The organism is Bacillus testis (assembly GCF_001243895.1).
GTDB lineage: Bacteria > Bacillota > Bacilli > Bacillales > DSM-1321 > Bacillus_AD > Bacillus_AD testis.
Genome location: NZ_LN851186.1, coordinates 3,590,471 through 3,616,533 on the forward strand (window position 1 = coordinate 3,590,471; position 26,063 = coordinate 3,616,533).

The following is a 26,063-nucleotide window of genomic DNA, read 5'->3' on the forward strand; positions in this document are numbered from 1 at the left end:
TCATGTGGATTTCTCACACATGAAAGGGTGGTTTTTATTGTATGGCTTTAAATCGCCTACTCCATCAACAGCTAATTAGCGTTTGATGTTGTAGAAAGATTTAAGACCATCGTAGATTGCTAAATCGCCAAGCTCGTCTTCGATGCGAAGAAGTTGGTTGTATTTAGCGATACGGTCTGTACGAGACATAGAACCAGTTTTGATTTGTCCTGCGTTAGTTGCAACAGCGATGTCAGCGATTGTAGCATCTTCTGTTTCACCAGAGCGGTGAGATACAACTGCAGTGTAACCAGCGCGTTTAGCCATTTCGATTGCATCGAATGTTTCAGTCAATGTACCGATTTGGTTAACTTTGATTAGGATTGAGTTAGAGATTCCTTTTTCAATACCTTCAGCAAGCTTTTTAGTGTTTGTTACGAACAAGTCGTCACCAACAAGTTGAACTTTGTCGCCGATGCGCTCAGTCAACAATTTGTGGCCATCCCAGTCGTTTTCGTCAAGACCATCTTCGATAGAGATGATTGGGAATTCGTTGCAAAGTTCTTCGTAGAAGCTTACAAGCTCTTCAGAAGTTAGACCAGTGCGGCCTTCGCCAGCCAAGTCATATTTGCCAGTTTCTTTGTTGTAGAATTCAGAAGAAGCAACGTCCATTCCTAGGAATACGTCTTTACCAGGCTCGTATCCAGCTTTTTTGATTGCTTCGATGATTACTTCAAGAGCTTCACGGTTTGAACCAAGGTTTGGAGCGAATCCACCTTCGTCACCTACAGCTGTGTTAAGGCCTTTGTCGTGAAGAACAGCTTTAAGAGCATGGAATACTTCAGCACCCATACGGATCGCTTCTTTGAAAGTTGGAGCTCCAACAGGAAGGATCATGAATTCTTGGAAGTCAACGTTGTTGTCAGCGTGAGATCCACCGTTGATGATGTTCATCATTGGAGTTGGAAGTTGTTTAGCGTTGAATCCGCCAAGGTAACGGTACAATGGAAGACCTACAGAATCAGCAGCAGCATGAGCAACAGCCATAGAAACACCAAGGATAGCGTTAGCGCCCAATTTACCTTTGTTTTCAGTTCCGTCTAAAGCGATCATTGTGCGGTCGATACCAACTTGGTCAGTAACGTCCATACCGATTACAGCTTCAGAAATGATGTTGTTTACGTTATCTACTGCTTTTTGAACACCTTTTCCAAGGTAGCGTGATTTGTCGCCGTCACGCAATTCAACTGCTTCGTATTCACCAGTTGATGCACCAGATGGCACTAGAGCGCGTCCGAAGAAACCAGACTCAGTCATTACTTCTACTTCTACAGTTGGGTTACCGCGGGAATCAAGAACTTCACGTGCATATACGTATTGAATGTATGGCATTTTAAATTATCTCCTTTATAGTTCAAATATTATTTATTAATTAGAGTAGATCCTGTCATTTCGGCAGGTTTATCTACGTTTAACAAATCAAGCATTGTTGGCGCTAAGTCAGCCAGTTTACCGTCAGTGCGGAGTGTGATTCCGTCCTTCGTTACGATTACTGGTACTGGGTTTGTTGTATGTGCAGTCATCGGATTGCCTTCCGGAGTCACTACTTCATCTGAGTTACCGTGGTCGGCAGTGATGATTGCATAGCCGCCTTTAGCTGTAATGGCATCGACGATTTCGCCTAAGCATTCGTCGACTGTTTCGATTGCTTTGATTGTTGGCTCAAGCATGCCTGAGTGTCCAACCATATCAGGGTTAGCAAAGTTCAAGAGAATGGCATCGAATTTATCGTCTGCGATTTCTTTCATCAATGCATCCTTCACTTCGTAAGCGCTCATTTCCGGTTTCAAGTCGTAAGTGGCAACTTTAGGCGAGTTGATCAGGATACGCTCTTCGCCAGGGAATTTCTCTTCGCGTCCACCGCTCATGAAGAACGTAACGTGAGGATATTTTTCCGTTTCAGCAATACGAAGCTGTTTAAGATTGTTTTGTGATAATACTTCACCGATTGTGTTATCCAGGTTAGTCGGTTTGAATGCAACATACCCTTTAACTGTTTCAGAGAAGTGAGTGAAGCAGACGAAGAATAGGTTCTTCGGCGCTTTTTCTCCACGGTCGAATGAACGGAAGTCTTCGTTCGTGAATGTATTGGAAATTTGGATGGCACGGTCAGGACGGAAGTTGTAGAAGATCACTGCATCTTCGTCTTCGATCGTTGCAACCGGTGAACCGTCTTCCTTAGTGATAACAGAAGGAAGTACGAATTCGTCAAAGATTCCATTGTTATAAGAATCTTCCACGACTTCAAGCGGTGTAGAGTAGGTTGGGCCTTCTCCGTACACCATTGCGCGGTAAGATTTTTCTACACGGTCCCAGCGTTGGTCGCGGTCCATGCTGTAATAACGTCCGGAAACTGTAGCGATTTGGCCGACACCCAATTCTTTGATTAACGCTTCTGTACGCTCAATGTATTCCTTCGCAGTTTGCGGACCGACATCACGGCCGTCAAGGATTGCATGCACGTACACATTTTTTACGCCTTCTTTAGCAGCAAGCTTAAGTAGTGCGAATAAATGGTCGATATGGCTATGTACGCCGCCATCTGATAATAGACCAAATAAGTGCAAGGCTTTGCCTGTTTTCTTCACGTGGTCCATAGCTGCCATAAATGTTTCATTCTTATCGAATTCACCTTCACGGATTGCTACGTTCACACGAGTCAAGCTTTGGTATACGACGCGTCCAGCACCGATATTCAAGTGGCCGACTTCGGAGTTACCCATTTGGCCTTCTGGAAGTCCAACATATTCACCGTCAGCACGTAAAGTAGCATGAGGGTATTGGTTCCAGTAACGGTCGAAATTAGGTTTCTTCGCTTGTGCAACAGCGTTTCCTTGTGTCACATCACGAAGTCCGAAACCATCAAGGATGATTAATGCAACAGGTGCCTTAGTCATTTTTACCAGCCTCCAACAATTGAAGGAAAGATTTTGGATCAAGTGCTGCTCCGCCGACTAATGCGCCGTCGATATCAGGTTGAGCCATGTATTCTTTGATATTTTCCGGCTTAACGCTTCCGCCGTATTGGATGCGGATTGCGTCAGCAACGTCTTGAGAGAATTGAGATGCAACAACTGAACGAATGTGCGCACATACTTCATTTGCATCTTGAGCAGTAGACGATTTACCAGTGCCGATTGCCCAGATAGGCTCATAAGCAATCACTGTTTGTTTTACTTGCTCAGGAGTCAATCCAACAAGCGCTTTTTCTACTTGAGAGCCGACAAGCTCATTTGTTTTACCGCTTTCGCGTTCTTCCAATGTTTCACCGCAGCAAACGATTGGAGTTAAGTTATGTTTGAATGCAGCCAATGTTTTTTTGTTCACTGACTCATCTGTTTCGTTGAACATTTCTCTGCGTTCTGAATGTCCAAGAATCACATATTGTACACCAAGATCAGCAAGAGCAACCGGTGAAATTTCGCCAGTGAAAGCTCCGTTTTCTTCGAAGTGCATATTTTGTGCGCCTATTGCAAGGTTAGTACCTTTAGTAGCTTGCACAAGTTGGTCTAAGAATAGTGCTGGTGAACATACTACAGAATCAACTGCTTCATTAGAAGGTACTAAGTTCTTTACTTCTTCTACAAAGCTTTTCGCTTCTGAAAGAGTTTTATTCATTTTCCAGTTACCAGCGATAATTGGCTTACGCATGTAAGTACCATCCTCTCTAGTTTCACTCATGCTTTCCGGTCTTTCAGATGCCATTCAGGGCCCTTGAACGGCATGCTTCTTTTCCGGGCATGTGTTTAATTACTTATCGTTAAGTGCCACTACGCCTGGAAGTTCTTTGCCTTCCATGAACTCTAGTGAAGCGCCGCCGCCAGTAGAGATATGTGACATCTTATCAGCCATGTGGAATTTTTCAACCGCTGCAGCTGAGTCTCCACCGCCGATTACGCTGTATGCATCAGATTCAGCAAGTGCTTGAGCTACACCTTTTGTGCCGCCAGCGAACTTGTCGAATTCGAATACACCCATTGGTCCGTTCCAGATAACCAATTTAGACTTTTTGATTGCGTCTGCATACAATTCAACTGTTTTAGGTCCGATATCAAGTGCTTGCCAGTCAGCAGGGATGGCATCGATATCGACTACTTTTGTTTCAACATTCTCACCGAATTCTGGTGCGATGACAGCATCAACAGGCATCAAGAAGTTAACGCCTTTTTCTTTTGCTTTTGCCATGAATGTTTTAGCAAGTTCGATTTTATCTTCTTCTAGTAGAGATTGTCCGATTTCGTAGCCTTGAGCTTTGATGAATGTGTAAGCCAAGCCTCCGCCGATGATCAGGTTATCTACTTTTTCAAGAAGGTTTTCAATTACGCCGATCTTGTCTTTTACTTTAGCGCCACCGATGATGGCAGTGAAAGGACGTTCTGGATTAGATAATGCTTTACCTAATACATCCAATTCTTTTTGCATCAAGAAACCAGATACAGCAGGGATTAATTTAGCAATCCCTTCAGTAGATGCATGTGCACGGTGAGCAGCACCGAAAGCATCGTTAACGAAGATATCAGCCAATGAAGCGAATTCTTTAGCCAATTCTGGATCGTTCTTTTCTTCTCCAGCATAGAAACGAACGTTTTCAAGCAATAGTACATCGCCGTCGTTCATTTTTTCGATTTGAGCTTTTACAGCGTCGCCGTAAGCTTCGTCTGCTTTAGCTACTTCTTTTCCAAGAAGCTCGCTTAATTTTTTAGCAACAGGAGTTAAACGAAGTTCTTCGTTTACTTGTCCTTTTGGGCGACCCATGTGACTAGCAAGGATCACTTTTGCGCCTTGTTCCATCAAGTACTGGATTGTAGGCAATGCTGCGCGTACACGCGTATCGTCTGTAATTTGTCCATTTTGCATCGGTACGTTGAAGTCAACGCGGCAGAATACGCGTTTTCCTTTAACATCGATGTCTTTAATGCTCATTTTGTTCATGGAAAAAGAACCTCCCTTACCTAATAAAAGAATGTCATAAAAAAGTGGAAAAAGATACTGTTACCAGTAGATTTTCCCGCCGACCCTAAAAATAATCATGTTCTTTCCATTTATTGCCCATATTGATTGGCAAAGGAATATGGGGAATCTGTGAAAAGAGATCATCATTCCTCGGACCGTTCCGGACAAAAATAAAGGGGGAGGGGCATTTTCCCCTCTCCCCTTTACCAATTCTATCTTATCGTCTAAACGCTGGACACACGATCCCCATGCGTCCAATCCGCTATAAGAGGAGTGTTAAGAATTAAAGTCCTTTTGAAGCGATGTAGTCAACTAGGTCAACTACGCGGTTAGAGTAACCAGTTTCGTTATCGTACCAAGAAAGTACTTTAACCATGTTTCCTTCCATAACCATTGTAGATAGACCGTCTACAGAAGAAGAAGCAGTGTCTCCGTTGTAGTCGCGAGATACTAGTGGAAGTTCGTTGTAAGCAAGAATGCCTTTCAATTCGCCTTCAGCAGCTTTTTTAAGCTCAGCGTTTACTTCTTCAGCAGTAACGTCTTTTTCCAACTCAGCAACTAAGTCAACAACTGATACGTTTGGAGTTGGTACACGCATAGCCATACCGTTCAATTTACCTTTAAGTTCAGGCAATACAAGAGCAACCGCTTTAGCAGCACCAGTAGTTGTTGGGATGATGCTTTCAGCTGCTGCACGAGCACGACGGTAGTCGCTGTGTGGCAAGTCAAGGATTTGTTGGTCATTTGTGTAAGAGTGAACTGTAGTCATCATACCGCGTTTGATTCCGAACTTGTCGTTAAGAACTTTAGCGAATGGAGCCAAGCAGTTTGTAGTACAAGAAGCGTTAGAGATTACGTTGTGTTTAGCTGGATCGTAAGCTTCGTTGTTAACACCCATAACGATTGTGATATCTTCGTCTTTAGCTGGAGCAGAGATGATTACTTTCTTAGCGCCTGCTTCGATGTGTTTAGCAGCGTCAGCACGTTTAGTGAAACGTCCAGTAGATTCAACTACTACTTCTACGCCTAGTTCTCCCCAACCGATTTGAGCTGGATCGCGTTCAGCGATAACTTTTACTTTGTGGCCGTCAACTACGATGCTGTCGCCGTCAACAGTTACTTTTTCTGCAAGAGTTCCGTGAACTGAATCGTATTGTAAAAGATGCGCAAGCATATTTGCATCTGTTAAGTCATTGATTGCTACTACCTCAACGTTTGGGTTTTTTAGAGCTGCACGGAACACGTTACGTCCGATACGTCCAAATCCATTAATACCTACTTTTACTGTCATGAGTAGTTTTCCTCCTTTAAATTAGGAACTGCAAATTTTTTATATAAAAGGGTTATCCCTTTAATAACTGTAGTGCGGATGCTTCATCAGTGATCAATGTTGTGTTTGATGGAGCAATCTTCATATATGCAGAGATCGCCTTTGCCTTCGAGGTTCCTCCGGCTACGGCTATGACATCCTTTGCTTCGCTCAAGTGATCCAACTGAAGTCCCATGGTTTGTACTTTATGGACAATCTGCCCTTCTTCATTAAAGTAATAACCAAAAGCTTCTCCACAAGCATCGCCACTTTGTATCTTGCTCAGAATGGCTTCCGATGAGTTCCTTCTAATAGCCATTGCATCAGCTTCGCCAATGCCGTGGATAACGACATCGCTTTTCCGGATCAAGGTGATCACTTCCTTGACTGACGGTTCTTTTATGATGCTGGCGTAAGATTCATCGCTGATCTGGTCGGGTATATATAGTACCCGGTAAGAGGACCCCATTTTATTGGCCATCTTCGCCACAATTGTGTTCGCTTGGTTTTGGACATCTTCTCCAAGACCACCTCTTGCTGGAACAAATAAGAGATTTTTGCTTTCAGGCATTGGATTCAACATCTCTGCAACAGAAGCCATGGTGGTTCCTCCGGTAACAGCAATAATATTGTCTCCTGTTAATTTCTTTTTCATGCATCTTGCACCGGCTCTTCCAAGCTCGTTCTTAACCCAGGGAGATCTATCACTGTTTCCGTTGACTACGATTACTTCTTTTACATTGAGTTGACTCTGCAATTTTCTCTCTAAAGAGTCTATACCCGATATTTCTCTCATTACACTATCCAGTTTTTCTAAGATGTGGGTTCCGTCCTCCGAAAGCGTCATTCCGCTGCTATGGATTTCGAGAAGATTCTGCGCCTTAAGGAATTCCACCTCGCTGCGGAGAACACGTTCGGTCATGTTCAGGCTTAGCGCGAGATTGCGTCTTCCGACGGGCTGCATGAATTGTATGTAATGCAGAATTTGATGTCTCTTTTGCATAACTTCCAGCAAGTCCGGCAATATTCTTTTTTGGATGTCTAATAATGTTTCCATGGAGGATTCTCCCTTTTAAGAATTATCGTGGACATTTTTTGTCCAGGTTAGACATTTTTTGTCCCACTTTATCCAAAAAAAATTCACCCTTGCTATACATGTATTTTAACAAGGGAAACCTTTTTTTTCAACTATACAATGTCTGATAAATTAAATTCCACTTTTCAGATAATTGAGAACGCTATCTTTGTCCACTTGCCCGTATTGTACGGTTTCTCCCTTATATACTACCACCGGGATCATCAGGCTATACATCTCAAGCAATTCATCATTACTGTGTATGTCTATGACAGTATATGCCAGGCCTGTTTCCGTTGCCACTGCATCCAACTCTGATTTCGCCTTATCACATAATGGACAATTTTCTCTCGAATACAATAATAATTCCTCTGACATTTTTTCACCTTTTCTTCTTATTTAAAATCTTTTCCGCTTTGATGAAGACGGGATTTTTAGCTGTTCACGATATTTGGCAACCGTTCTCCGCGAAAGGATGATTTTGTTTTGGCTTCTTAATCGGTCGGCAATATCCTGGTCGGAGAGCGGCCTCTTCTTATCCTCTTCTTGCACCAATGATTGAATGGCATTCTTGGCTTCTCTGGAAGAAACATCGCTCGTCGATAAAGATTGCAGTCCTGCCGTGAAAAATTCGCGCATTTCTACCGTCCCAAAAGGAACCCGTACATACTTATCCCTGACAGCCCGGCTGACAGTTGATTCATGCACATCCAGTTCATCCGCGACTTCTTTCATAGCCATCGGTTTCAAATAGGCAAAACCCTTCTCTAGGCATTCCACTTGTTTCTCGGCAATAATGCCCATCACTTTAAGGATCGTTTCTTTCCGTTGCTGGATACTTTTTTGAATCCACTGGAACTCATGAAACTTATCCTGCATAAAACGGTTTACCTGCTGATCATGGATGCTGGACATTTGTTGATAATACTGTTGATTGAACGTAATGCTGCTGAGGTGGTCATCCGCCATCTTAACAGATATTTGGCTGTCCTTTATTTCTACAATCACATCCGGCGCAATATATGCAGGCTTTTCTTGGTCAAATAGTGCGCCAGGCCGCGGATGAAGTGATTGAACTAAATCGAATACTTCCTGGATGGCCGATAGCGAGACACCAAGCTCCTTGGCGATTGGCTTCCATTTCTTATCAGCGAAAGCGGCGAAGTGATGATCAATGATTTCAAGAGCAAGCGGTTCATCTTTGCGGACTAATTGCAAATGAAGGCACTCTTGGAGATTTCTTGCCCCTACGCCCGCCGGTTCAAGGGACTGGAGGGTATGGAAGATTTCCTGTAGCGATTCCATAGAGCTGTTGGTTTGTGCGGCGATGACTTCCAAAGGAGCCCGCAAATAGCCATTCTCATCAAGGCAGTTGACCAAGTGAAGGAATTGTTTCCGTTCCCTGGATCCAAAATAATCGGGCGGCAGCTGGGACAGCAAATGATCCTCCAGCGTGTCATTCACATAGCCGATCTGCTCGATCCAATTGCCTTTATTGGTTTGGGTGCCAATTTGTTTATTCGTACCTTTTCGTCCATCGAAAACAGCTTCTCTGCTTTCGATGGTAATCAGAGGATTTTCAGTAGCGCGTTCATCCAGAAACGAAGACAATTCCTGTGACGAATATTGAAGAAGAGCTATTGCTTGGCTAAGCTCTTGGGTCATGGCCAGTTTAAGCGTCTGCTGTTGGAATAAACCAATTTTGGCATGCATGTAGATCCCCCCTGTTCGAAATAACCCCTTTTATAAAAACTGATTAAAAAGCAGCTTTAAAAGAACTCATTGTTGTAAACGCTTACTTAAATGTATATTCAACATTGGCTAGAATTAAACTTCTTTACATTTCTTCCTTATCTTTCTATTTTATCGTTATTAGCTCCAAAAATAAATAATAAAGTGAAACTTCTGAATCCATCATTGATTGGCATAAAAAAAGCATCTGCGCCATAAATTGGCGTAGATGCTTTTCAAGTAGCGCCCTCGGAGGGAATCGAACCCCCATTTTAAGAACCGGAATCTTACGTGCTATCCGTTGCACCACGAGGGCAGATAGTATGTATAACAGTCTGTTATTTATTATAGGATATATAACCCCATATTGCAATAATTATTTATGGAAATGCCCTTTTCGTTTAAAAAATGACGATATGGGTATGATGGTAAAAGCATTTACATAACGAGGGTTTACTGGTTTTTACATTCTTTGGTCTTATTCGTTTGACCTATATTGACCAAAAAGTGTATCATAGAATTACAACGAAAACGTTGAGAGTTATCCAATTATTCTCTATTCAAGGAGGAACCATACGATGAATTTAATACCTACAGTTATTGAACAAACAAATCGCGGCGAACGTGCATATGATATTTATTCACGTCTGTTGAAAGACCGGATCATTATGCTTGGCAGCCAAATCGATGATAATGTTGCCAACTCAATCGTAGCACAGCTGCTTTTCCTAGAAGCAGAAAACCCTGAAAAGGACATCACGATTTATATCAACTCTCCTGGCGGAAGCATCACTGCAGGAATGGCTATTTACGATACAATGCAGTACATCAAGCCAAAAGTTTCTACAATCTGTATCGGTATGGCAGCTTCTATGGGAGCATTCTTATTGGCTGCCGGCGAAAAAGGTAAACGCTACGCGTTGCCTAGCTCTGAAGTGATGATTCACCAACCGCTTGGCGGAGCTCAAGGGCAAGCCACTGAAATCGAAATTGCCGCACGCCGCATCCTTTACTTGCGTGACAAATTGAATAAGATTTTGGCAGAACGTACCGGCCAAGACCTTGAAACAATCGAAAGAGATACAGAGCGCGATAACTTCATGCCAGCTGAAAAAGCGAAAGAATACGGCTTGATCGACCAAGTCATCACTCGCAATCAGCTTGAAAAATAAGATCCATTCAAACAGGGCATACCAACATGCCCTGTTTTTTTATGCTTTTCTAACCGGCGCTAACAGATTCGCTTTTCTACGAGAAAACGAGGATCAATCGGAAGAGATGGTTATACATTCAACTTTACCTTGCCTTAACATTCCCCTTTTTATACGGCCCAACCCGTTCGTTATTGGACAAAAAGAAAAGGACCACTGAATAGGGTCCGATTGCTTTTATCCATTTTCTTTTTCAACAAAATCCGCTAAGAATTCCAAAGCCCGGTCTTCATCATTACCGTTTGCACTCAATGTGATTTCAGTGCCGCTGCCTATAGCCAGGCTCATTAAGCCCATAATACTCTTAGCATTTACTTTCCGGCCGTCTTTTTCAATGAATACATCGCTTGAAAATTGTGTTGCTTCCTGTACAAATAAAGCTGCTGGCCGCGCTTGCAAGCCAGATTTCAAACGGACCTCCACTTGTTTTTCCCTCATATTCTCTTTTCTCTCCCTTTACCGTTTTCATTAACGGATGGAACCCCCGGCACGCAGCTTGGCGGCGATTTCATCGATCTTACGCAACCGATGGTTTATGCCTGATTTGCTGACCTGGCCTCCGGAAACCATCTCTCCCAATTCCTTTAGTGTTACATCCTGATAGGCAACCCTTAACTCTGCGATTTCCCGGAGCTTATCCGGAAGAACAGAAAGCCCTACCGTCTCTTCTATATATTGAATATTTTCAACCTGGCGGAGTGAAGCGCCGATCGTCTTGTTCAGATTGGCAGTTTCACAGTTCACAAGCCGATTGACCGAGTTTCTCATATCGCGCAGAATCCGGACGTCCTCGAATCGCATAATTGCATTATTCGCGCCTACAATACGCAAGAATTCCGATATTTTCTCGGCTTCCTTCAGATACGTAATAAAGCCCTTCTTTCTCTCAAGCGTTTTTGCTTTGAGATCGAATGCATTCATCAACTCGCATAACGCGTCATTATGTTCCTTGTATTGGGAAAAAATCTCCAGGTGGTAGGATGAAGTTTCCGGATTGTTGACAGATCCCCCTGCCAAGAATGCCCCTCTGAGATACGATCTTTTGCAGCATTTCTTTTTGACCAATTCCGGAGAAATATCATGGATGATCGTGAATCCCTCTCCAAGGATTTTCAGATCCATCAGAATTTCTTGCGCCCTTTCGGAAAAACGGACAATATAGATATTATTTTTTTTGAGTTTCATTTTTTTGCGGACCAGCAATTCGACATTTAGGTCATAGTTCTTTTTGAGCAAGGTGTAGATCCGTCTTGCAATGGCAGCATTCTCCGTCTGCACGTCGATCACCAATTTACGGTTGGAGAAAGACAACGATCCGTTCATGCGAATCAATGCCGACAGTTCTGTCTTCGTGCAACATTCCTTTACATCCAGTGTGGTTAGCTCTTTCTTTGTCTCAGAAGCAAATGACACATTCTCACCTCCCGTCCATTACCATTCACTTGTTTAAGGAAATGATATAGCATAATCAGCTTCTTACATAATCTACGATTCCAATGCCGTCTTGGTTTCATCCACCAGCAGCCGGTATAAGATATTGGCTACTTTTTTGGTATCGTGGCGGATATATTCATGCTCAAATGTCATAATTTGTTCTTGGACCACCTCGAGCCCCAACTCAAGCAATTTGGCCACATCAAAATGGACCGGCTGGGCCAACTCTTCCTTGTAGCGAAGCTTTATTTGGGGAGGAACTTCTTCGTTATTGACCAGGATAGTATCGATAAATGCACAGCCTAAATGTTCATAAATGGCTTTCACATGGTCGCTGGCAGAGAAATGCGATGTTTCCCCAGCCTGTGTCATCAGGTTGCAGACATACACTTTTTTCGCTTTAGCCTTGCAAACTTCCGCTCCCAGCGCCGGAACAAGCAAGTTCGGAAGGATACTAGTATATAAGCTCCCAGGCCCCATGACGATTAAGTCGGCCTCGCGTATGCTTTTAAGTGTCTCGGCTAATGGCATCACATCACTCGGCGTCAGGAAGACCCGCTTAATTTTTTTCTTGGCATTCGGGATATTGGATTCTCCTGTCACTATGCTGCCATCTTCCATTTCGGCATTAAGCACTACGCTTTGATTGGCAGCAGGAAGCACTCTTCCCCTAACATTCAGGAACTTGCTCATTTCTCTGATTGCGTGGACAAAATCTCCGGTAATCGATGTCATAGCCGCAATAATCAAATTTCCCAGGGAGTGCCCCGACAATTCATTGTGCTGGCTAAACCGATGCTGGAACATTTGCTCAACCAAAGGTTCCACATCGGACATTGCAGCCAGTACATTTCTGACATCTCCAGGAGGCGGGATATGCAGCTCATCCCTGATCCGCCCCGAACTGCCTCCGTCATCAGCCACGGTAACAATCGCTGTAATATCGACCGGATATTGCTTCAGCCCGCGAAGCAATACAGGCAAACCTGTTCCGCCGCCGATCACAACGATTTTCGGTTGTTTTTGAGTGATAATCATGACTCTATCCCTTTTTGGTTCTTAGCGTCCCGATGAGTGACAACAGTATGGTAGTCATCTTTAAAATACTTGCCCAAGTATTCAGCGATAGCGACCGAACGATGTTGGCCCCCGGTACAGCCGATGGCGATGACAAGCTGGGCTTTGCCTTCGCGTTTATAATAAGGCAGCATAAAAGAAAGCAGCTCCGTTACTTTTTCAAGGAACTTTGTCGTTTCGCTCCATTTCAGCACATAGCTTGACACATCTTCATCCATTCCTGTCTTAGGCCGCATCGATTCAATATAATAAGGATTCGGCAGGAAACGGACATCAAAGACCGTGTCGGCATCGATCGGCAGGCCGTGCTTAAAGCCGAAAGACATAATATTCACGGAGAATTGCGGACGATTATTCGACGAAAATTCCTTTAAAATCTTTTCACGCAATTCTCTCGGTTTCATCTTAGAAGTATTGTAAATCGTTTGCGCGCGCCCCTTTAGGTCTTGAAGAAATTTGCGCTCTAGCTTGATCCCTTCCAACGGCAGGCCAGCAGGCGCCAAAGGATGAGTCCGGCGAGTTTCTTTATATCTGCGGACGAGAGCGGAATCATCCGCTTCAAGGAAAAGAATCTGCGGCTTGACTGCACTTGAATCGCTCATATCATCCAATGCTTTCGCCAGGTGGTCAAAGAACTCCCTGCCTCGCAGGTCCATTACCAATGCTACTTTATTCATCTTGTTGCCGGATTCCTTCATTAATTCCAGAAACTTAGGCAGCAAGGTCGGTGGAAGATTATCCACGCAAAAATAGCCAAGGTCTTCAAAACTTTGGACTGCAACCGTTTTTCCAGCACCCGACATGCCCGTAATAATGACTAAACTTGCATCCTTGTTATGTTCTATACTCAACTCGTACAGCCCCCATTTCAATTTTAACCATTACTGTGGTTGTTTTGAGCATCAATTCGGATCAAGGCGGTATGACAACAGCTGAAAGTCGGGCGTATACGTAAATGTCCCATAAATAAGCCCGTTGCCATGCACCATATAGTCAAGGATATGGTAATCTCCTTCTGCCATCGGCAAATCCTTGATTTCTTCTGCATCCTTCCAAGCCAACTTACCTTCGGAACTCTCTTCCAAGTATTGTCCGTCAAATTGATCTGCCGTGAAGGTAAACATCATCCACTCAGATTGGACCTGATCGCCATCTTTCATAATGAATGTAAAGATTCCTTTTAAGGTAGGATTTTTGATATAAATGCCAGTCTCCTCCCTGAATTCACGGACACATGAATCTTTAACGGATTCACCCGGTTCCATTTTACCGCCCGGCGCTACCCACCAGCCCCGTCTCGGCTTTTGCAGTAAAAGGACTTGACCATCCTTGTTCAATACACAATTAGTCACACGTTGCACTTTCTTCACCTCGCAGTGTAGCGGAACAGAATATTATATATAGTAAGTTTCAATTAATTTCAGGAAACGTATTCAATCCATTATACTATTTCTCCTGTCTTTTCGGAAGAACGGGAAAGGATGCCAGGAAGATAGAAGCGAAGGAATGCGGCTATTTCAGCAGAAATTCCCTATCCATACAAAAAGGCACAGGATATACCTGTGCCCATCGAATAATTCTAAAAAGGGGGGTCAATTCCTATCCATCATAACCCAATCATATTTCAGACTTGTTACAGTAAAATTAAATGGAAATTACTTCGCCAAAGCTTTTATGCTTTTTGTAATTTTTCTTTTAATTCTTCCACATAATGCTGTGCATTCTGGGCAGCAATGCTTCCATCACCTGTTGCTGTAACGATTTGGCGAAGTGTCTTTTCACGGATGTCTCCAGCCGCAAATACACCTTCCACACGTGTTTCCATGCCTTCATTTGTAACAATATAGCCATTTTCATTCGTGATTCCAAGGGATTCAAACGGCCCAGTCAAAGGCTGCATGCCAATATAGATGAAAACGCCGTCCGTCTTGAATTCCTGCTCTTCGCCTGTCACTGTGGATACAAGCGTTACACTGCCGACCTTGCCGTCTTTTTCGTGGATTTCCTTAATGGTATGGTTCCAGATGAAATCAACTTTTTCGTTGGCAAATGCGCGGTCTTGAAGAATTTTTTGCGCTCTTAGTTGATCTCTTCTGTGGACAATGGTCACTTTAGAAGCGAAACGGGTTAAGTATACGCCTTCTTCAACAGCTGAATCGCCGCCGCCGACAACAACCAATTCTTTATTCTTGAAGAATGCGCCATCACAAACCGCACAATAGGAAACGCCGCGGCCGCCAAGCTCTTTTTCACCGGGTACGCCGATTTTTTTGTATTGGGCACCAGCCGTAATGATCACGGCTCTTGCCTTGTATTGTTTGCTGCCGCAGTCGATTTCTTTATACTCTTTATGGTCGATGATGCCTTTTACATCACCGTAAGCATATTCAGCACCGAATTTTTTGGCATGGTCGAACATTTTAGTAGATAGTTCCGGCCCCAGTATGCTTTCATAGCCAGGGTAGTTTTCGACCTCTTCGGTATTGGCCATTTGGCCGCCCGGAACTCCTCTTTCGATCATCAAAGTTGAAAGATTGGCACGCGATGTATAAACTGCTGCCGTCATTCCTGCAGGGCCTGCGCCGATAATGACAACATCATAAATTTTTTCTTCAGACATGCTTGTCACTCCTCTACTGTGTGCTCCATATATAGGTTCTCTTTACTATACGCTTAATCCTTAGTATTTCCTACCTTTAATCGTATATAACAAGGGATTTTCAGTCCATTTTTCTGCTCAACGAAGCAGGCTGTTCACATTCTTGATATATTTCTGCAGCGTGGAGCCCGAAATGCCGTACTTTTCAGCAATATTTTTTTGCGTAATCTGATGATTGCGGATTGAATTCCAGACATAATCGACAGCAGCTGCCCAGGCTTTCGGATTGATTAATTTGAATCCTATTTGCCAAGCCTCCAGGTATACAGAAAACCAGAGGATATACAGGCCAACCTCCGCTGTGGATATCGGCTGGTGATGGTTATACAGCTCTTCAGCCGCCGCATCCATGAAAGCACTGCCGGACTGTTCGACATTCCCTTCCATGATCGCTTGCAGATAGTCTAATTCCAATTCATTCCAGCCATCCTTGTGCTCAAGCCCGCTGGGATCCACCAGGCGATCTGTTTGCATGCAATGCTTATAAAGGAATAAACCAAACAGGCGCTCCTCAACATATTCGCTCTGCAGCTTTTTCAGAACGACAGCTAGTTGGTGCTCATAGCCTTCAATATTGGTAACGAGCTCTCCCCATGGCTCCAATCCTTGTTTATTCGGATTGAATTCAAGCACTTTCTTCCACGCTTTTTTGGCGCTGTATTCGTTGCCGAGATGATAGGCACAGGTGGACAGCCAGTAGTAGAAAGTTTCATCGCCGTCAAAGCCATTTTTTTGCAACTGCTTCAGCCACATATAAGCTAAATCATAACGGCCGACCAATGCAAATGTAGCACCGAGCTTATATTGCTGTTCCGCCAGTATAGGCCGGATTTTCTCGAGAGACTTAACCAGTCCATCCACTTCTTGTTGATTTCTTTCATAAAAATGGAAGACCACTAAATTGCAAAGCGCATGCAGATTTCCTGGATTCTTCTCCAGCACTCCGTATAAAGTGGCAAATGCATCCTGTTTCTTTCCTAAATAAAACTGCGCCAGTGCCAAATTATTGTAGGCAAACCAAAAGTCCGGATGATTTTCAATGGTATCATTCAGTACCTCAATCGCTTTGGCGAATTCTCCCGCCTCCAAGAGCTCTCTTGCTCTCTCTTGTTCGCTAATCAGCGAATCTTGCTCGAATAGGCTTTCTTCGGTTTCAATATCCTCCAATGTAATCAAATCAAGCAAGTCTTCTGCGTCATCCACAAAATCGCCTTCCATATCAATGCTCAGATACTCTTTGGCATTTTTGTAGGCTTCTTTGAACATCCCAAGATGCGCATAATTATTGGCAAGAAAATAATAGCACTCCGTCATATATGGATCTAATTTGGTTATAATAGTTTCTAAGATAGCATTGGAAGCACTGTATTCGCCCAAATCCGTACAGACGATCGCAAGCTGGCAGGCAATCATCGGTTCATGGGGCTCTAAGCCATATCCTCTTTCCAAATACTTCTTCGATTTATATAAGTCACGTTGGTGATAGGCTTTTAGACCTTTATTAAAATAGTATTCTCCAGTTGGGTGAAAGGACAAAATCTTTGCTTTTTGTCGCATATTAGAGTCTTTACTCATGAAATCCTCCATTTAAAGTTGATTAACCATACTATTATACCATATTTTTACGGTCAATTACACAATGGAGGCTTAACAACAAATGGCATGAAAAGCATTTCTGCTGGCAGTTACGGCTGAGGCACGATGAAAGATGTATTCCCGAGACAATGAAAAGCGGCCTCTAAGAAGCCGCTTTTCATTGTTATCCTTTATCTCTTTCCTTAAGGACGGCCAACACGTCACTTAAAGGCAATTCTTGTTCTCTTAGCAATACGAGCAAGTGGTAGAGCAGATCTGCGCTCTCCCATTTCAATTCTTCATGGCTGCGGTTTTTGGCAGCAATAATCACTTCTGCCGCTTCTTCACCGACCTTTTTAAGGATCTTATCGACACCCTCTGTAAACAGATAGGTCGTGTACGATTTTTCAGGCCGTTCCTTTTCTCTTCGGGCGATGATTTGCTCTAATTCATATAAAAAAGCGGCATCCTGCTTCTGCCCATTTTCCTTGCCGTTATCCAACAAAGTGGATTGGAAGCAAGAGATTGTGCCGTTATGGCAGGCCGGGCCACTAGGTTTAACCTTTACTACCAAGGCGTCCTGGTCACAATCATATACGATGGAAACAATGCGCTGTGTATGGCCGCTCGTTTCCCCCTTATGCCATAATTGCTGCCGTGAACGGCTGAAAAGCCAAGTTTCACCGCTTTCAATAGATTTAGTGAGGGATTCCTCATTCATATAGGCAAGCGTAAGCACTTCTTTTGTATCGGCATCCTGGATAATGGCCGGAATAAGCCCCTTTTCATCATAGTTCAATTGTGCTGGATTCATCGTACATGCACTCCTTCCTGCTGCAAATATTTTTTCACTTGGTTTACGGATGTTTCTTTATAATGAAAGATGCTTGCTGCGAGGGCGGCATCTGCTTTGCCCTCCTCGAACACATGCTTGAAATCTTCTGCGCGGCCGGCCCCTCCTGATGCAATGACCGGGATCCGCACCGCTTCTGATACCGCCTTTGTCAGAGAAAGGTCAAATCCTGACTTTTCTCCGTCACAATCCATACTTGTCAGCAGGATTTCGCCCGCCCCCAAGGCTTCGGCTTCTTTCGCCCACTCTACCGCATCCCGCTCTGTCTCTTTCCGTCCTCCGTGGGTATAGACCTTCCATCTTTTTTCTTCAGAAGAATATCGGGCATCAATGGCAACAACCACACATTGCGAACCAAAATAATTGCTGCCTTCTTTGATCAGTTGCGGTCTTGCGACGGCCGCTGAATTGACGGAGATTTTATCGGCTCCAGCCCGGAGAATGGTTTTCATGTCTTCTAAACTATTGATGCCGCCGCCTACCGTGAACGGAATAGCCAGACTGGCAGCTGTCTCTTCGACCATGTGGACCAATGTGGACCGGCCTTCATGGGATGCGGAAATATCAAGAAACACCAATTCATCAGCTCCTTCCGCATCGTAGAAAGCCGCAAGCTCAACAGGATCGCCGGCATCGCGCAAAGAAATGAATTGAACGCCTTTCACTACACGGCCGTCCTTCACATCCAAACATGGAATAATCCGTTTGGTGATCATTGGCTCTCCTCCTTTACACATGCCAAAGCTTCACTGATCGAAAACCGTCCGCTATAAAGGGCTTTTCCTACAATGCTTCCGGTCACGCCCGCTGACTGCAGGGAGGCAAGCTGACTTATATCGGCAAGACTGCTGATGCCTCCAGATGCAATCACAGATGCTCCTGTTGCTTGCGCCAGCTCTCTTGTCGCTTGCACGTTCGGTCCTGTCAGCGTGCCATCAGTTGCAATATCGGTAAAAATAAAAGTATCCGCTCCATATTCAACCATGGCTTGGGCCAATTCAACCGCGCTCGCAGAGGATGTCTGCAGCCAGCCATGGGTCGCCGCCCGTCCATCTTTGGCGTCAATCCCAATAACAATGCGGCCGGGATAAAGGGCGAGCATCTCCTTAGCAAAAAGCGGGTTCGTAACAGCCACACTTCCTAAAATAACGCGCTCAACCCCTGCTTCAAGGTATAGAGCGACATCCTCTTTTGTCCGGAGTCCGCCGCCTACCTGAACGGATAGAGGCAAACGCTCGGCAACCTCAATCACATGGTCGTGATTGACCGGATGCCCCGCCCTTGCTCCGTCTAAATCGACCATATGGATCCATTGGGCACCTTGTTCGCTGAAACTCTTTGCCATCTCGTACGGGCTATCCCCATAAATCGTTTCTTCATTATAATCTCCCTGCAATAGGCGCACACATTTGCCGCCGCGCAGATCAATTGCCGGATAGAGTGTGAAGTTATTCATGCCGCCACCCTTTCTTCCACCATTCGGATGTAATTCTTCAGCAGTTCCATGCCGAGCTGGCCGCTTTTTTCCGGATGGAACTGCATGCCGTATATATTGCCTTGGCCAACAATCGCCGGTACCTTGCCAAAATAATCGGCGGTAGCCAATTCATCCTCTTCATTCCCGCACTGAACATAAAAAGAATGGACGAAGTAAACATATCCTTCTTTGCACGAAGAGATAAGGGGAGACGGCCGCAAAAAAGCAAGCTCATTCCAGCCCATATGGGGCACTTTATACGTATTGCCCTGGCGATCTTCCCCAGCAAAACGCACTACCTTGCCTTTTAGCAAGGAAAGCCCTTCCGTCATGCCATTTTCTTCACTTTTTTCAAAGAGAAGTTGCATCCCCAGGCAAATGCCCAATATAGGCGCTCCGCTTTCTGCATATTCCCTTAAAAAGAGATGCAGCCCATTTTGCTTCAATAAATGCATAGCATCCTTGAAAGAACCAACACCGGGCAGGATGAGGCCATCCGCTTTGGCGAGCTCCTCGGCAGAATCAGAAATAAAATAAGGCGTTCCAAGGCGTTCAAGTGCTTTGGAGACACTGAACAAATTGCCCATACCATAGTCTACAATGGCAATCATCTTACAACATTCCCTTCGAAGAAGGCACGCCCTTTACGCGGGGATCGATCAACGTCGCCTCGTCCAACGCACGCGCCAGCGCCTTGAAAATCGCTTCAATAATATGATGCGTATTGTTTCCGTAATGGACGATTACATGAAGGTTTATACGGGCCTCCAGCGCAAATTTCCAAAGGAATTCATGCACAAGCTCTGTGTCAAATGTGCCTACCTTTTGCGATGGCCAAGAACCGCGCAATTCGAGATGCGGCCGGTTGCTTACATCGATGGCCACCTGGGCAAGAGCATCATCCATCGGCACAAACGCATTGCCATACCGCTTAATCCCTTTTTTATCGCCGAGCCCTTGCAGTAAAGCCTGGCCCAAACAAATTCCAATGTCTTCGGTTGTATGATGGTCATCGATATCCGTGTCTCCCTCCGCTTGGATATCCAGATTAAAATGCCCGTGCTTAGCAAACAAATCGAGCATATGGTTTAGGAACGGCACACCCGTATCAAGGTTTGCCTGGCCTTCACCGTCTATCCCCAATTTTAATGCGATATCGGTTTCATTGGTTTTGCGGATTACTTCCCCATTTCTTTCCATGTTATTTTCCCCCTTCATCAATCCTTTTTTCTGCTCTCCATTGCCCGTGCATGTGCCTCTAATCCCTCAAGTCTAGCGAAAGCCGCAATCTTAGCGGAATTTAGCCGGAAATCATCCTCACTATACATAACGACACTCGATTTTTTCTGAAAATCATCGACGTTCAACGGACTTGAAAAACGGGCCGTGCCATTCGTGGGCAATACATGGTTTGGACCGGCAAAATAATCGCCAACAGGTTCGGAGCTGTACCTTCCAAGAAAAATGGCGCCGGCATGGCGTATTTTTCCTAATAAGGCCATCGGCTCCGCTGTCATGATTTCCAAATGTTCCGGTGCAAACCTATTCACTGCATCGACAGAAGCGGCCACATTCTCTGTCAAAATGATTCTGCCGTACTGCTCAATTGATTGGGCAGCAATTTCTTTGCGCGGAAGCTTGGCGAGCTGCCGTTCAACCTCTTCGTTCACTTTTTCCGCCAATTGTGTTGAGTGGGTCACAAGAACGGCGCAAGCCATTGGATCATGCTCCGCCTGCGACAGCAGGTCGGCTGCCACCTCATCAGGCCGGGCAGTTTCATCTGCGAGCACTGCAATTTCACTTGGGCCGGCAATCATATCGATGTCCACATCTCCAAAGACTTCCCTTTTGGCAAGAGCCACATAGATGTTTCCGGGACCGACAATTTTATCGACCGGGGCAATTGTTTCTGTGCCATATGCCAAAGCAGCGACCGCTTGGGCGCCTCCAGCCCGGTAACACTCCGTCACCCCTGCTATGGATGCAGCTGCTAAGACAGCTGGAGGAATTTTGCCGTCCTTTCCTGGCGGGCTGACCATGACAATCCGTTTGACTCCGGCAATCTTTGCGGGCAGCACATTCATTAAGACGGATGACGGATAGGCTGCCGTACCGCCGGGAACATAGACGCCGACGGAATCCAGGGGCGTAATCTTCTGTCCAAGGATTGTTCCTGAATCCTGTACATCGAGCCAGGAATTCCGCCGCTGTTTCTCATGGAAACTGGATATATGTACGCATGCTTCCTGCAGGATTTCCAGCGTCTCCGCCGGCAGAGAGGCTACCGCTTCTTCCATTTCTCTCTTACTGACAGCCGCTGTATCCACTTCCACTCCATCCAATTGTTTCGTATATGTACCAAGAGCCTTGTCCCCGCCTTTTCGGATGTCTTCAATGATCGTTTTGACCATTTGCCGCTGTTCTTCTGTCCCGGCGTCCACAGACCGCTTTAGCGAAAGCTCCGCTGACCATCTCTCTATTCTCATCAACACTTCCCCCTTTTTCAGATTACCTGCTCGAGCCGTTCCACAATTTCGGCTATCCGTTTTTCCTTCAGCTGGTAGGACGCTGGATTCGCAATCAACCTGGACGTCACATCGGCAATTTTCTCATATTCCACTAATCCATTTTCCTTGAGCGTCCTTCCCGAGCTGACAATATCGACGATCCGCTCAGCCAATCCAATCAGCGGGCCGAGTTCAATCGATCCGTTTAATTTAATGATTTCAACCTGTTCGCCCTGTTTTCGAAAATACTCGGACGCTACATTGGGATATTTACTCGCAATCCGTGGAGCCACATCATTCAGCCGTGTATCTGGCAAACCAGCAACCGCCAGATAGCACGGGCTGATCTGTAGATCCAAAAGCTCATATACATCCCTTTCTTCTTCCATCATGACATCCTTGCCGGCAATGCCCAGATCAGCCACACCATACTCCACATAGGTAGCAACATCCATCGGTTTCGCTAAAATGAATGACAGATTTTCTCCTTCCACTTCCAGCGTCAATTTCCGATTTTCATCAAACTCATCCGGCAGCTGAAAACCAGCTTTCTTGAGCAGCTGGACAGCATCCTCAAATATTCGGCCCTTCGGCATAGCAATCGTTATCCTTTCGTTCACAGCAAGCTCTCCTTTCTGCTGCCGACCAAATATTCCACATCCTGAAATGTCCGTGTAAAAGCATCCAATTCCTTGACACTGCTTATATCCTGCAACACCACTGCCATTCCTTCGCCCCTGAGCTCTTCTGTGCGCCTGATCGCCTCCGCCAAGCGTTCCTTGCTATAAAGGACACAGCTGGATGGCTGTTCTACCCATAAATCTCCTTGCGCTTCTAGCAAGCGATCCACCAGAAGAGCGAATCCTGTCGCGGGGGCATTCCTGCCGAAACGGCTGAGAAGCTGGTCGTATCTACCTCCATTGCCGATTGGCATCCCCACTCCGGCCGCGTATACCTCATAAAGAAGGCCCGTGTAATAATGCATAGCCGGTACAAGCGCCAAATCAAATTGAACATATGCATCCACGCCGTGCACTTGGAGCTGTTCCCATAACTGCGACAATTCTTCGATTGCCTGCACGGCCTTTCCTGCCCCTTCAGCCAATGTTAAACCTTCCTTGAGGATATCGCCGGAACCGCGGAGCGCCAGCAATTTGTATAGACGCTCCCGGTCGATCGTCGATAAGGCCAGCTCTTCAATATGCTTACGAAAGCCTACATAATTTTTTCCGACCAGGAAGGTCCGGCACTGCTCAGCCCTGGCTTCTGTCCCCAGCACATCTACCAGAAAATCCTGCACGAAGCCAATATGGCCGATTGATATCTTAAAATCTACTAAACCTATTTTTTGGAGTGAAGAAACTAAAAGACTGATACTTTCCGCATCGGCGCCAATGGAAGGATCGCCGATGCATTCTACGCCGATTTGTTCAAACTCAGCCGGCTTGCCTCCTTCCCTTTGCTGGGCCCGATAAACCTTGGCATCATAGGCAAGTCTGACCGGCATCGTTTTCTCAAGCAGCTTGGAAGCTGCCACCCTGGCAATCGGTGTTGTCATATCCGGCCGCAGCACCAACGTGTATCCCTGTTGGTCCAGCAATTTGAACAATTGCCGGTCCTCTATGGCGGATGCTTCGCCGATTGTTTCATAATATTCAAGGGCCGGCGTTTCAATCATGCGGTAGCCCCAGCCCGACATTTCAGCAAGGACAGCCTGGCGGACTTTTTGTTTCGCTTCATATAGCACGGGTATGGTATCTCTCATACCCAGTGGTTTTTCAAACATAAATCGATCAGACATTTTCCCACCAACTTCATTTAGAATAGTAATCCGCTCATTTGCTCATTTCCTGCCCTTTTCGATATAGGACATGCTTTTTGAATATTCCAATACTTTAGTTCGCTAATATACTAAAATATTTAAATTATTTGTAGTTTACACCTCCTTGCCTCTTAAAGTCAAGTTATCCCATTTAACTAGCGCTAAAACTCCAGTATTAGCGGGAGTCCAAGCATGAGTAAAATCCGATCGGTTCAACTAATAACCGGCGGCGGATGAATGAAACTCTACAAGTTTTGACCTGCCCTTTTAATTTTTTGTATAAAAACCTGTACACTTTTCCCATTCCTGTTCGTTATATATGTGAAAGGAGGAGCAATGAAGATTGAAACCATAGAAGTAAGCAAGGGCCGATCTTACAAAGAAGACTTTGAAAATCTCAACCACGCCCTAAAAAAAGACATGCTTCCCTGGCCGAGGAAAACGTTGAAATCATCGGTGTAGTTGTAGTGGAGGATAAGCAGCAATTACAATCGCTTATAGATGAAAACTATATTAAAGCATCCAGTTTCGGTGCTATTATAGAACCGTATTAAAAAGGAGAGGACATACTATGAAAAAATCAATGTATTGGATGATTTGGATTCTGGCTTTAATCGTCATTAATATCGGTGCTATTCCTCTAGCGCTGTTTTCACTATTTGATACAGCGGAAGGAACAAGCATTTTTTCACTCGATTATTTAATCGCCTTTTCCATTATCGTATTAGCAAATTTGATAACGATACACTTGTTCATTTCTGCACGGAAACAAGACCAAAAAGGTTTTTTATCGGGTTTGGTGATCGTAATCATAGAAGCGTGTTCATTCGTACTCTTTATTTATAGCATGGGCGCCTTCTCGATTTCAGCCGTTTTAGCGGCCATCAGTGTTGTAGGGGCTGTGATTCTTCTGATTAAATCGGCTAGGCGTTAAGAGGAAAACGTGCTGGCATGGCAACTGATAAGGATTATAGTGTCCTGCGGGCAAGGAAATAGACAATTTTATACGAAAAGGCTGGACATGCTATTGCCCAGCCTTTTGCTTGTCTGCTCCATATAGGGGATCATTTTTCTGCCTATCGATCATTTCTTCTTTTGTATAAATGAGTTTCATAGGATTCCCGCCGACAAATGTACCTGGAGCCACATTTTTATGGACAACGGTGCCCGCTGCCACAATGGCTCCATCACCAATGGTTATGCCGGGAAGAATGGTGGAATTCGCCCCGATCATGACTTCATTACCGATGTACACCTCGCCAAGCCTGTACTCTTTTATCAGATACTCATGCGCCAGGATTGTCGTATTGTAGCCAATCACTGTATTCGTGCCCACCGATATTTTTTCGGGGAACATGACATCAAGCATCACCATCAGCGCAAAGGAAGTCTGGTCCCCAACCTTCATTCCGAGAAATGTGCGGTACAGCCAGTTTTTCACAGAAAGGAAAGGCGTATAACGCGCCAATTGGATCACTATGAAATTCCGCACCACTTTCCAAAACGGAACAGTCTTATAGACATGCCACAATGAATTAGCGCCTTCGACAGGGTAACGTTTGGTGTTCCTCATGGCTGCTTCACTTTCAGAATCTCAATCAAGTCTCTCATATCATGGAGCATATAATCAGGAGAAAAGCCCTGAAGATACTCCTTGCCTTTGATTGTCCACTCGACGCCTGCACTTGTGGTGCCTGCATTTTTAGCGGCCATTATATCTTGCGGATTATCGCCGATCATAATGGTTTCCTCCGGCTTGGAATTGAGCGTTTGCAACGCTTTCAGAATCGGCTCAGGATGCGGCTTAGCATGTTGCACATCATCCAGGGTCACGATGCAATCGAATATTCCCTCCAAGCGGCATAGCTCAATCCCCTTCTCAACCACCCTGCGCACTTTAGTGGTGACGATCCCCATCTTAAAGCCGGCATCCTTCAATGCCCTAACCGCCTCATAGACACCATCATATTCTTTGACCAGCACATCATGCTGCTCCAGATTATATGAACGGTAACGGAGAATCATCTCTTCGGTTTTTTCAGGGGAGATTGAATGGAATGTATCATACAGCGGAGGACCGATAAAAGGCAGCACATCCTCGCGCGTATATTTTCCTGGATAGTAGTTGTCCAATGTATGTAAAAAAGAGTCAATAATAAGCTCATTCGTATTGATGAGTGTTCCATCTAAATCAAATAAAAGTGTCGTAATCTTCGTATTCATTCAGGTCATCCTATGTCCTTTCAATTTGTTCGGATTCCATACTGCTAAATTGGCAGTCTTATTCAATTTCCCGCTCTGCACAAAGAAGAGAAAAGCCGCCTTTTCTCTTCTTTCAATC

The 26,063-nt window shown here is 44.9% G+C and carries 27 protein-coding genes, 1 tRNA gene and 1 pseudogene; 3 read left to right on the forward strand and 26 right to left on the reverse strand.

The features are described 5' to 3' along the window. Positions 1-75 precede the first annotated feature (75 nt). The 9 genes from eno to BN1765_RS17900 form a co-directional block, all read right to left on the reverse strand. The gene (gene eno / locus BN1765_RS17860) at positions 76-1,371 is read right to left on the reverse strand and encodes a phosphopyruvate hydratase (RefSeq protein ID WP_050616382.1); all 1,296 of its coding nucleotides are present in this window, start codon (positions 1,369-1,371) and stop codon (positions 76-78) included. A 29-nt stretch (positions 1,372-1,400) separates the two neighbouring features. Continuing rightward, complete coding sequence (gene gpmI, locus BN1765_RS17865) at positions 1,401-2,936, reverse strand: 2,3-bisphosphoglycerate-independent phosphoglycerate mutase (RefSeq protein WP_050616383.1); 1,536 nt, start codon at positions 2,934-2,936, stop codon at positions 1,401-1,403. Beyond that, on the reverse strand, positions 2,929-3,690 hold the full coding sequence (tpiA, locus tag BN1765_RS17870; protein WP_050616384.1) for a triose-phosphate isomerase: 762 nt from the start codon (positions 3,688-3,690) through the stop codon (positions 2,929-2,931). Before tpiA ends, gpmI begins: the two co-directional genes overlap by 8 nt. Positions 3,691-3,789: 99 nt before the next feature. Further along, complete coding sequence (locus tag BN1765_RS17875) at positions 3,790-4,971, reverse strand: phosphoglycerate kinase (protein WP_050616385.1); 1,182 nt, start codon at positions 4,969-4,971, stop codon at positions 3,790-3,792. Positions 4,972-5,275: 304 nt separating this feature from the next. Continuing rightward, positions 5,276-6,283 (reverse strand): type I glyceraldehyde-3-phosphate dehydrogenase, encoded by a 1,008-nt coding sequence (gene gap / locus BN1765_RS17880; protein WP_050616386.1) that lies wholly within the window; start codon positions 6,281-6,283, stop codon positions 5,276-5,278. A 52-nt stretch (positions 6,284-6,335) separates the two neighbouring features. Then, positions 6,336-7,358 (reverse strand): sugar-binding transcriptional regulator, encoded by a 1,023-nt coding sequence (locus tag BN1765_RS17885; protein ID WP_050616387.1) that lies wholly within the window; start codon positions 7,356-7,358, stop codon positions 6,336-6,338. 150 nt (positions 7,359-7,508) lie between these two features. After that, complete coding sequence (locus BN1765_RS17890) at positions 7,509-7,754, reverse strand: glutaredoxin family protein (RefSeq protein WP_050616388.1); 246 nt, start codon at positions 7,752-7,754, stop codon at positions 7,509-7,511. Positions 7,755-7,775: 21 nt separating this feature from the next. Beyond that, complete coding sequence (gene rpoN / locus BN1765_RS17895; RefSeq protein ID WP_050616389.1) at positions 7,776-9,089, reverse strand: RNA polymerase factor sigma-54; 1,314 nt, start codon at positions 9,087-9,089, stop codon at positions 7,776-7,778. Between the two features lie 262 nt (positions 9,090-9,351). Continuing rightward, positions 9,352-9,423: transfer RNA gene (locus BN1765_RS17900), tRNA-Arg, on the reverse strand. Positions 9,424-9,685: 262 nt separating this feature from the next. Here BN1765_RS17900 and clpP point away from each other — a divergent pair. Further along, entirely contained in the window at positions 9,686-10,279 is a 594-nt protein-coding gene (gene clpP, locus BN1765_RS17905; RefSeq protein WP_050616390.1) for an ATP-dependent Clp endopeptidase proteolytic subunit ClpP, read from the forward strand. Between the two features lie 216 nt (positions 10,280-10,495). On the opposite strand, the gene BN1765_RS17910 is transcribed toward clpP, so the two are convergent. The 15 genes from BN1765_RS17910 to BN1765_RS17980 form a co-directional block, all read right to left on the reverse strand. Then, a complete protein-coding gene (locus tag BN1765_RS17910) occupies positions 10,496-10,756 on the reverse strand; it encodes an HPr family phosphocarrier protein (RefSeq protein WP_050616391.1) in 261 nt (86 codons plus the stop codon). 30 nt (positions 10,757-10,786) lie between these two features. Continuing rightward, entirely contained in the window at positions 10,787-11,731 is a 945-nt protein-coding gene (whiA, locus tag BN1765_RS17915) for a DNA-binding protein WhiA (protein WP_050616392.1), read from the reverse strand. Between the two features lie 72 nt (positions 11,732-11,803). Next, a complete protein-coding gene (locus tag BN1765_RS17920) occupies positions 11,804-12,790 on the reverse strand; it encodes a gluconeogenesis factor YvcK family protein (protein ID WP_050616393.1) in 987 nt (328 codons plus the stop codon). After that, entirely contained in the window at positions 12,787-13,680 is an 894-nt protein-coding gene (rapZ, locus tag BN1765_RS17925) for an RNase adapter RapZ (protein WP_050616394.1), read from the reverse strand. Before rapZ ends, BN1765_RS17920 begins: the two co-directional genes overlap by 4 nt. Positions 13,681-13,731: 51 nt before the next feature. Then, positions 13,732-14,190 carry an 8-oxo-dGTP diphosphatase gene (locus BN1765_RS17930; RefSeq protein ID WP_050616395.1) on the reverse strand — a complete coding sequence of 153 codons (459 nt, stop codon included), beginning with the start codon at positions 14,188-14,190 and terminating at the stop codon, positions 13,732-13,734. Between the two features lie 311 nt (positions 14,191-14,501). Then, entirely contained in the window at positions 14,502-15,449 is a 948-nt protein-coding gene (trxB, locus tag BN1765_RS17935) for a thioredoxin-disulfide reductase (protein ID WP_050616396.1), read from the reverse strand. A gap of 117 nt (positions 15,450-15,566) precedes the next feature. After that, positions 15,567-17,063 carry a tetratricopeptide repeat protein gene (locus BN1765_RS17940; protein WP_050616397.1) on the reverse strand — a complete coding sequence of 499 codons (1,497 nt, stop codon included), beginning with the start codon at positions 17,061-17,063 and terminating at the stop codon, positions 15,567-15,569. A 184-nt stretch (positions 17,064-17,247) separates the two neighbouring features. Further along, positions 17,248-17,877, reverse strand: a complete 630-nt coding sequence (gene hisIE, locus BN1765_RS17945; protein ID WP_050616398.1) for a bifunctional phosphoribosyl-AMP cyclohydrolase/phosphoribosyl-ATP diphosphatase HisIE — start codon at positions 17,875-17,877, stop codon at positions 17,248-17,250. Then, a complete protein-coding gene (hisF, locus tag BN1765_RS17950) occupies positions 17,874-18,632 on the reverse strand; it encodes an imidazole glycerol phosphate synthase subunit HisF (protein WP_050616399.1) in 759 nt (252 codons plus the stop codon). The genes hisIE and hisF overlap by 4 nt, the downstream gene beginning before the upstream one ends. Beyond that, positions 18,629-19,372, reverse strand: coding sequence for a 1-(5-phosphoribosyl)-5-[(5-phosphoribosylamino)methylideneamino]imidazole-4-carboxamide isomerase (gene hisA / locus BN1765_RS17955; RefSeq protein WP_050616400.1), 744 nt, complete (start codon positions 19,370-19,372; stop codon positions 18,629-18,631). Before hisA ends, hisF begins: the two co-directional genes overlap by 4 nt. Then, positions 19,369-20,004: an imidazole glycerol phosphate synthase subunit HisH gene (gene hisH, locus BN1765_RS17960; RefSeq protein ID WP_050616401.1), complete on the reverse strand. Its 636-nt coding sequence runs from the start codon at positions 20,002-20,004 to the stop codon at positions 19,369-19,371. The genes hisA and hisH overlap by 4 nt, the downstream gene beginning before the upstream one ends. A gap of 1 nt (position 20,005) precedes the next feature. Next, a complete protein-coding gene (gene hisB, locus BN1765_RS17965) occupies positions 20,006-20,593 on the reverse strand; it encodes an imidazoleglycerol-phosphate dehydratase HisB (protein WP_050616402.1) in 588 nt (195 codons plus the stop codon). Between the two features lie 17 nt (positions 20,594-20,610). Next, on the reverse strand, positions 20,611-21,879 hold the full coding sequence (gene hisD / locus BN1765_RS17970; protein ID WP_050616403.1) for a histidinol dehydrogenase: 1,269 nt from the start codon (positions 21,877-21,879) through the stop codon (positions 20,611-20,613). A 17-nt stretch (positions 21,880-21,896) separates the two neighbouring features. Then, a complete protein-coding gene (gene hisG / locus BN1765_RS17975) occupies positions 21,897-22,520 on the reverse strand; it encodes an ATP phosphoribosyltransferase (RefSeq protein ID WP_050616404.1) in 624 nt (207 codons plus the stop codon). Continuing rightward, on the reverse strand, positions 22,517-23,701 hold the full coding sequence (locus tag BN1765_RS17980) for an ATP phosphoribosyltransferase regulatory subunit (protein WP_050616405.1): 1,185 nt from the start codon (positions 23,699-23,701) through the stop codon (positions 22,517-22,519). Before BN1765_RS17980 ends, hisG begins: the two co-directional genes overlap by 4 nt. A 443-nt stretch (positions 23,702-24,144) precedes the next feature. On the opposite strand from BN1765_RS17980, the pseudogene BN1765_RS20845 reads away from it, so the two are divergent. Together BN1765_RS20845 and BN1765_RS17985 are read left to right on the forward strand one after the other, a co-directional pair. After that, a pseudogene (locus BN1765_RS20845) lies at positions 24,145-24,276 on the forward strand (hypothetical protein); the annotation flags it as partial. 17 nt (positions 24,277-24,293) lie between these two features. Then, complete coding sequence (locus BN1765_RS17985) at positions 24,294-24,656, forward strand: hypothetical protein (protein WP_050616406.1); 363 nt, start codon at positions 24,294-24,296, stop codon at positions 24,654-24,656. Between the two features lie 90 nt (positions 24,657-24,746). Here the strand turns inward: BN1765_RS17985 and BN1765_RS17990 are convergent, their stop codons facing one another. After that, positions 24,747-25,295, reverse strand: a complete 549-nt coding sequence (locus BN1765_RS17990; RefSeq protein WP_050616407.1) for an acyltransferase — start codon at positions 25,293-25,295, stop codon at positions 24,747-24,749. Beyond that, positions 25,292-25,945 (reverse strand): pyrophosphatase PpaX, encoded by a 654-nt coding sequence (gene ppaX, locus BN1765_RS17995; RefSeq protein WP_050616408.1) that lies wholly within the window; start codon positions 25,943-25,945, stop codon positions 25,292-25,294. Before ppaX ends, BN1765_RS17990 begins: the two co-directional genes overlap by 4 nt. Positions 25,946-26,063 lie beyond the last annotated feature (118 nt).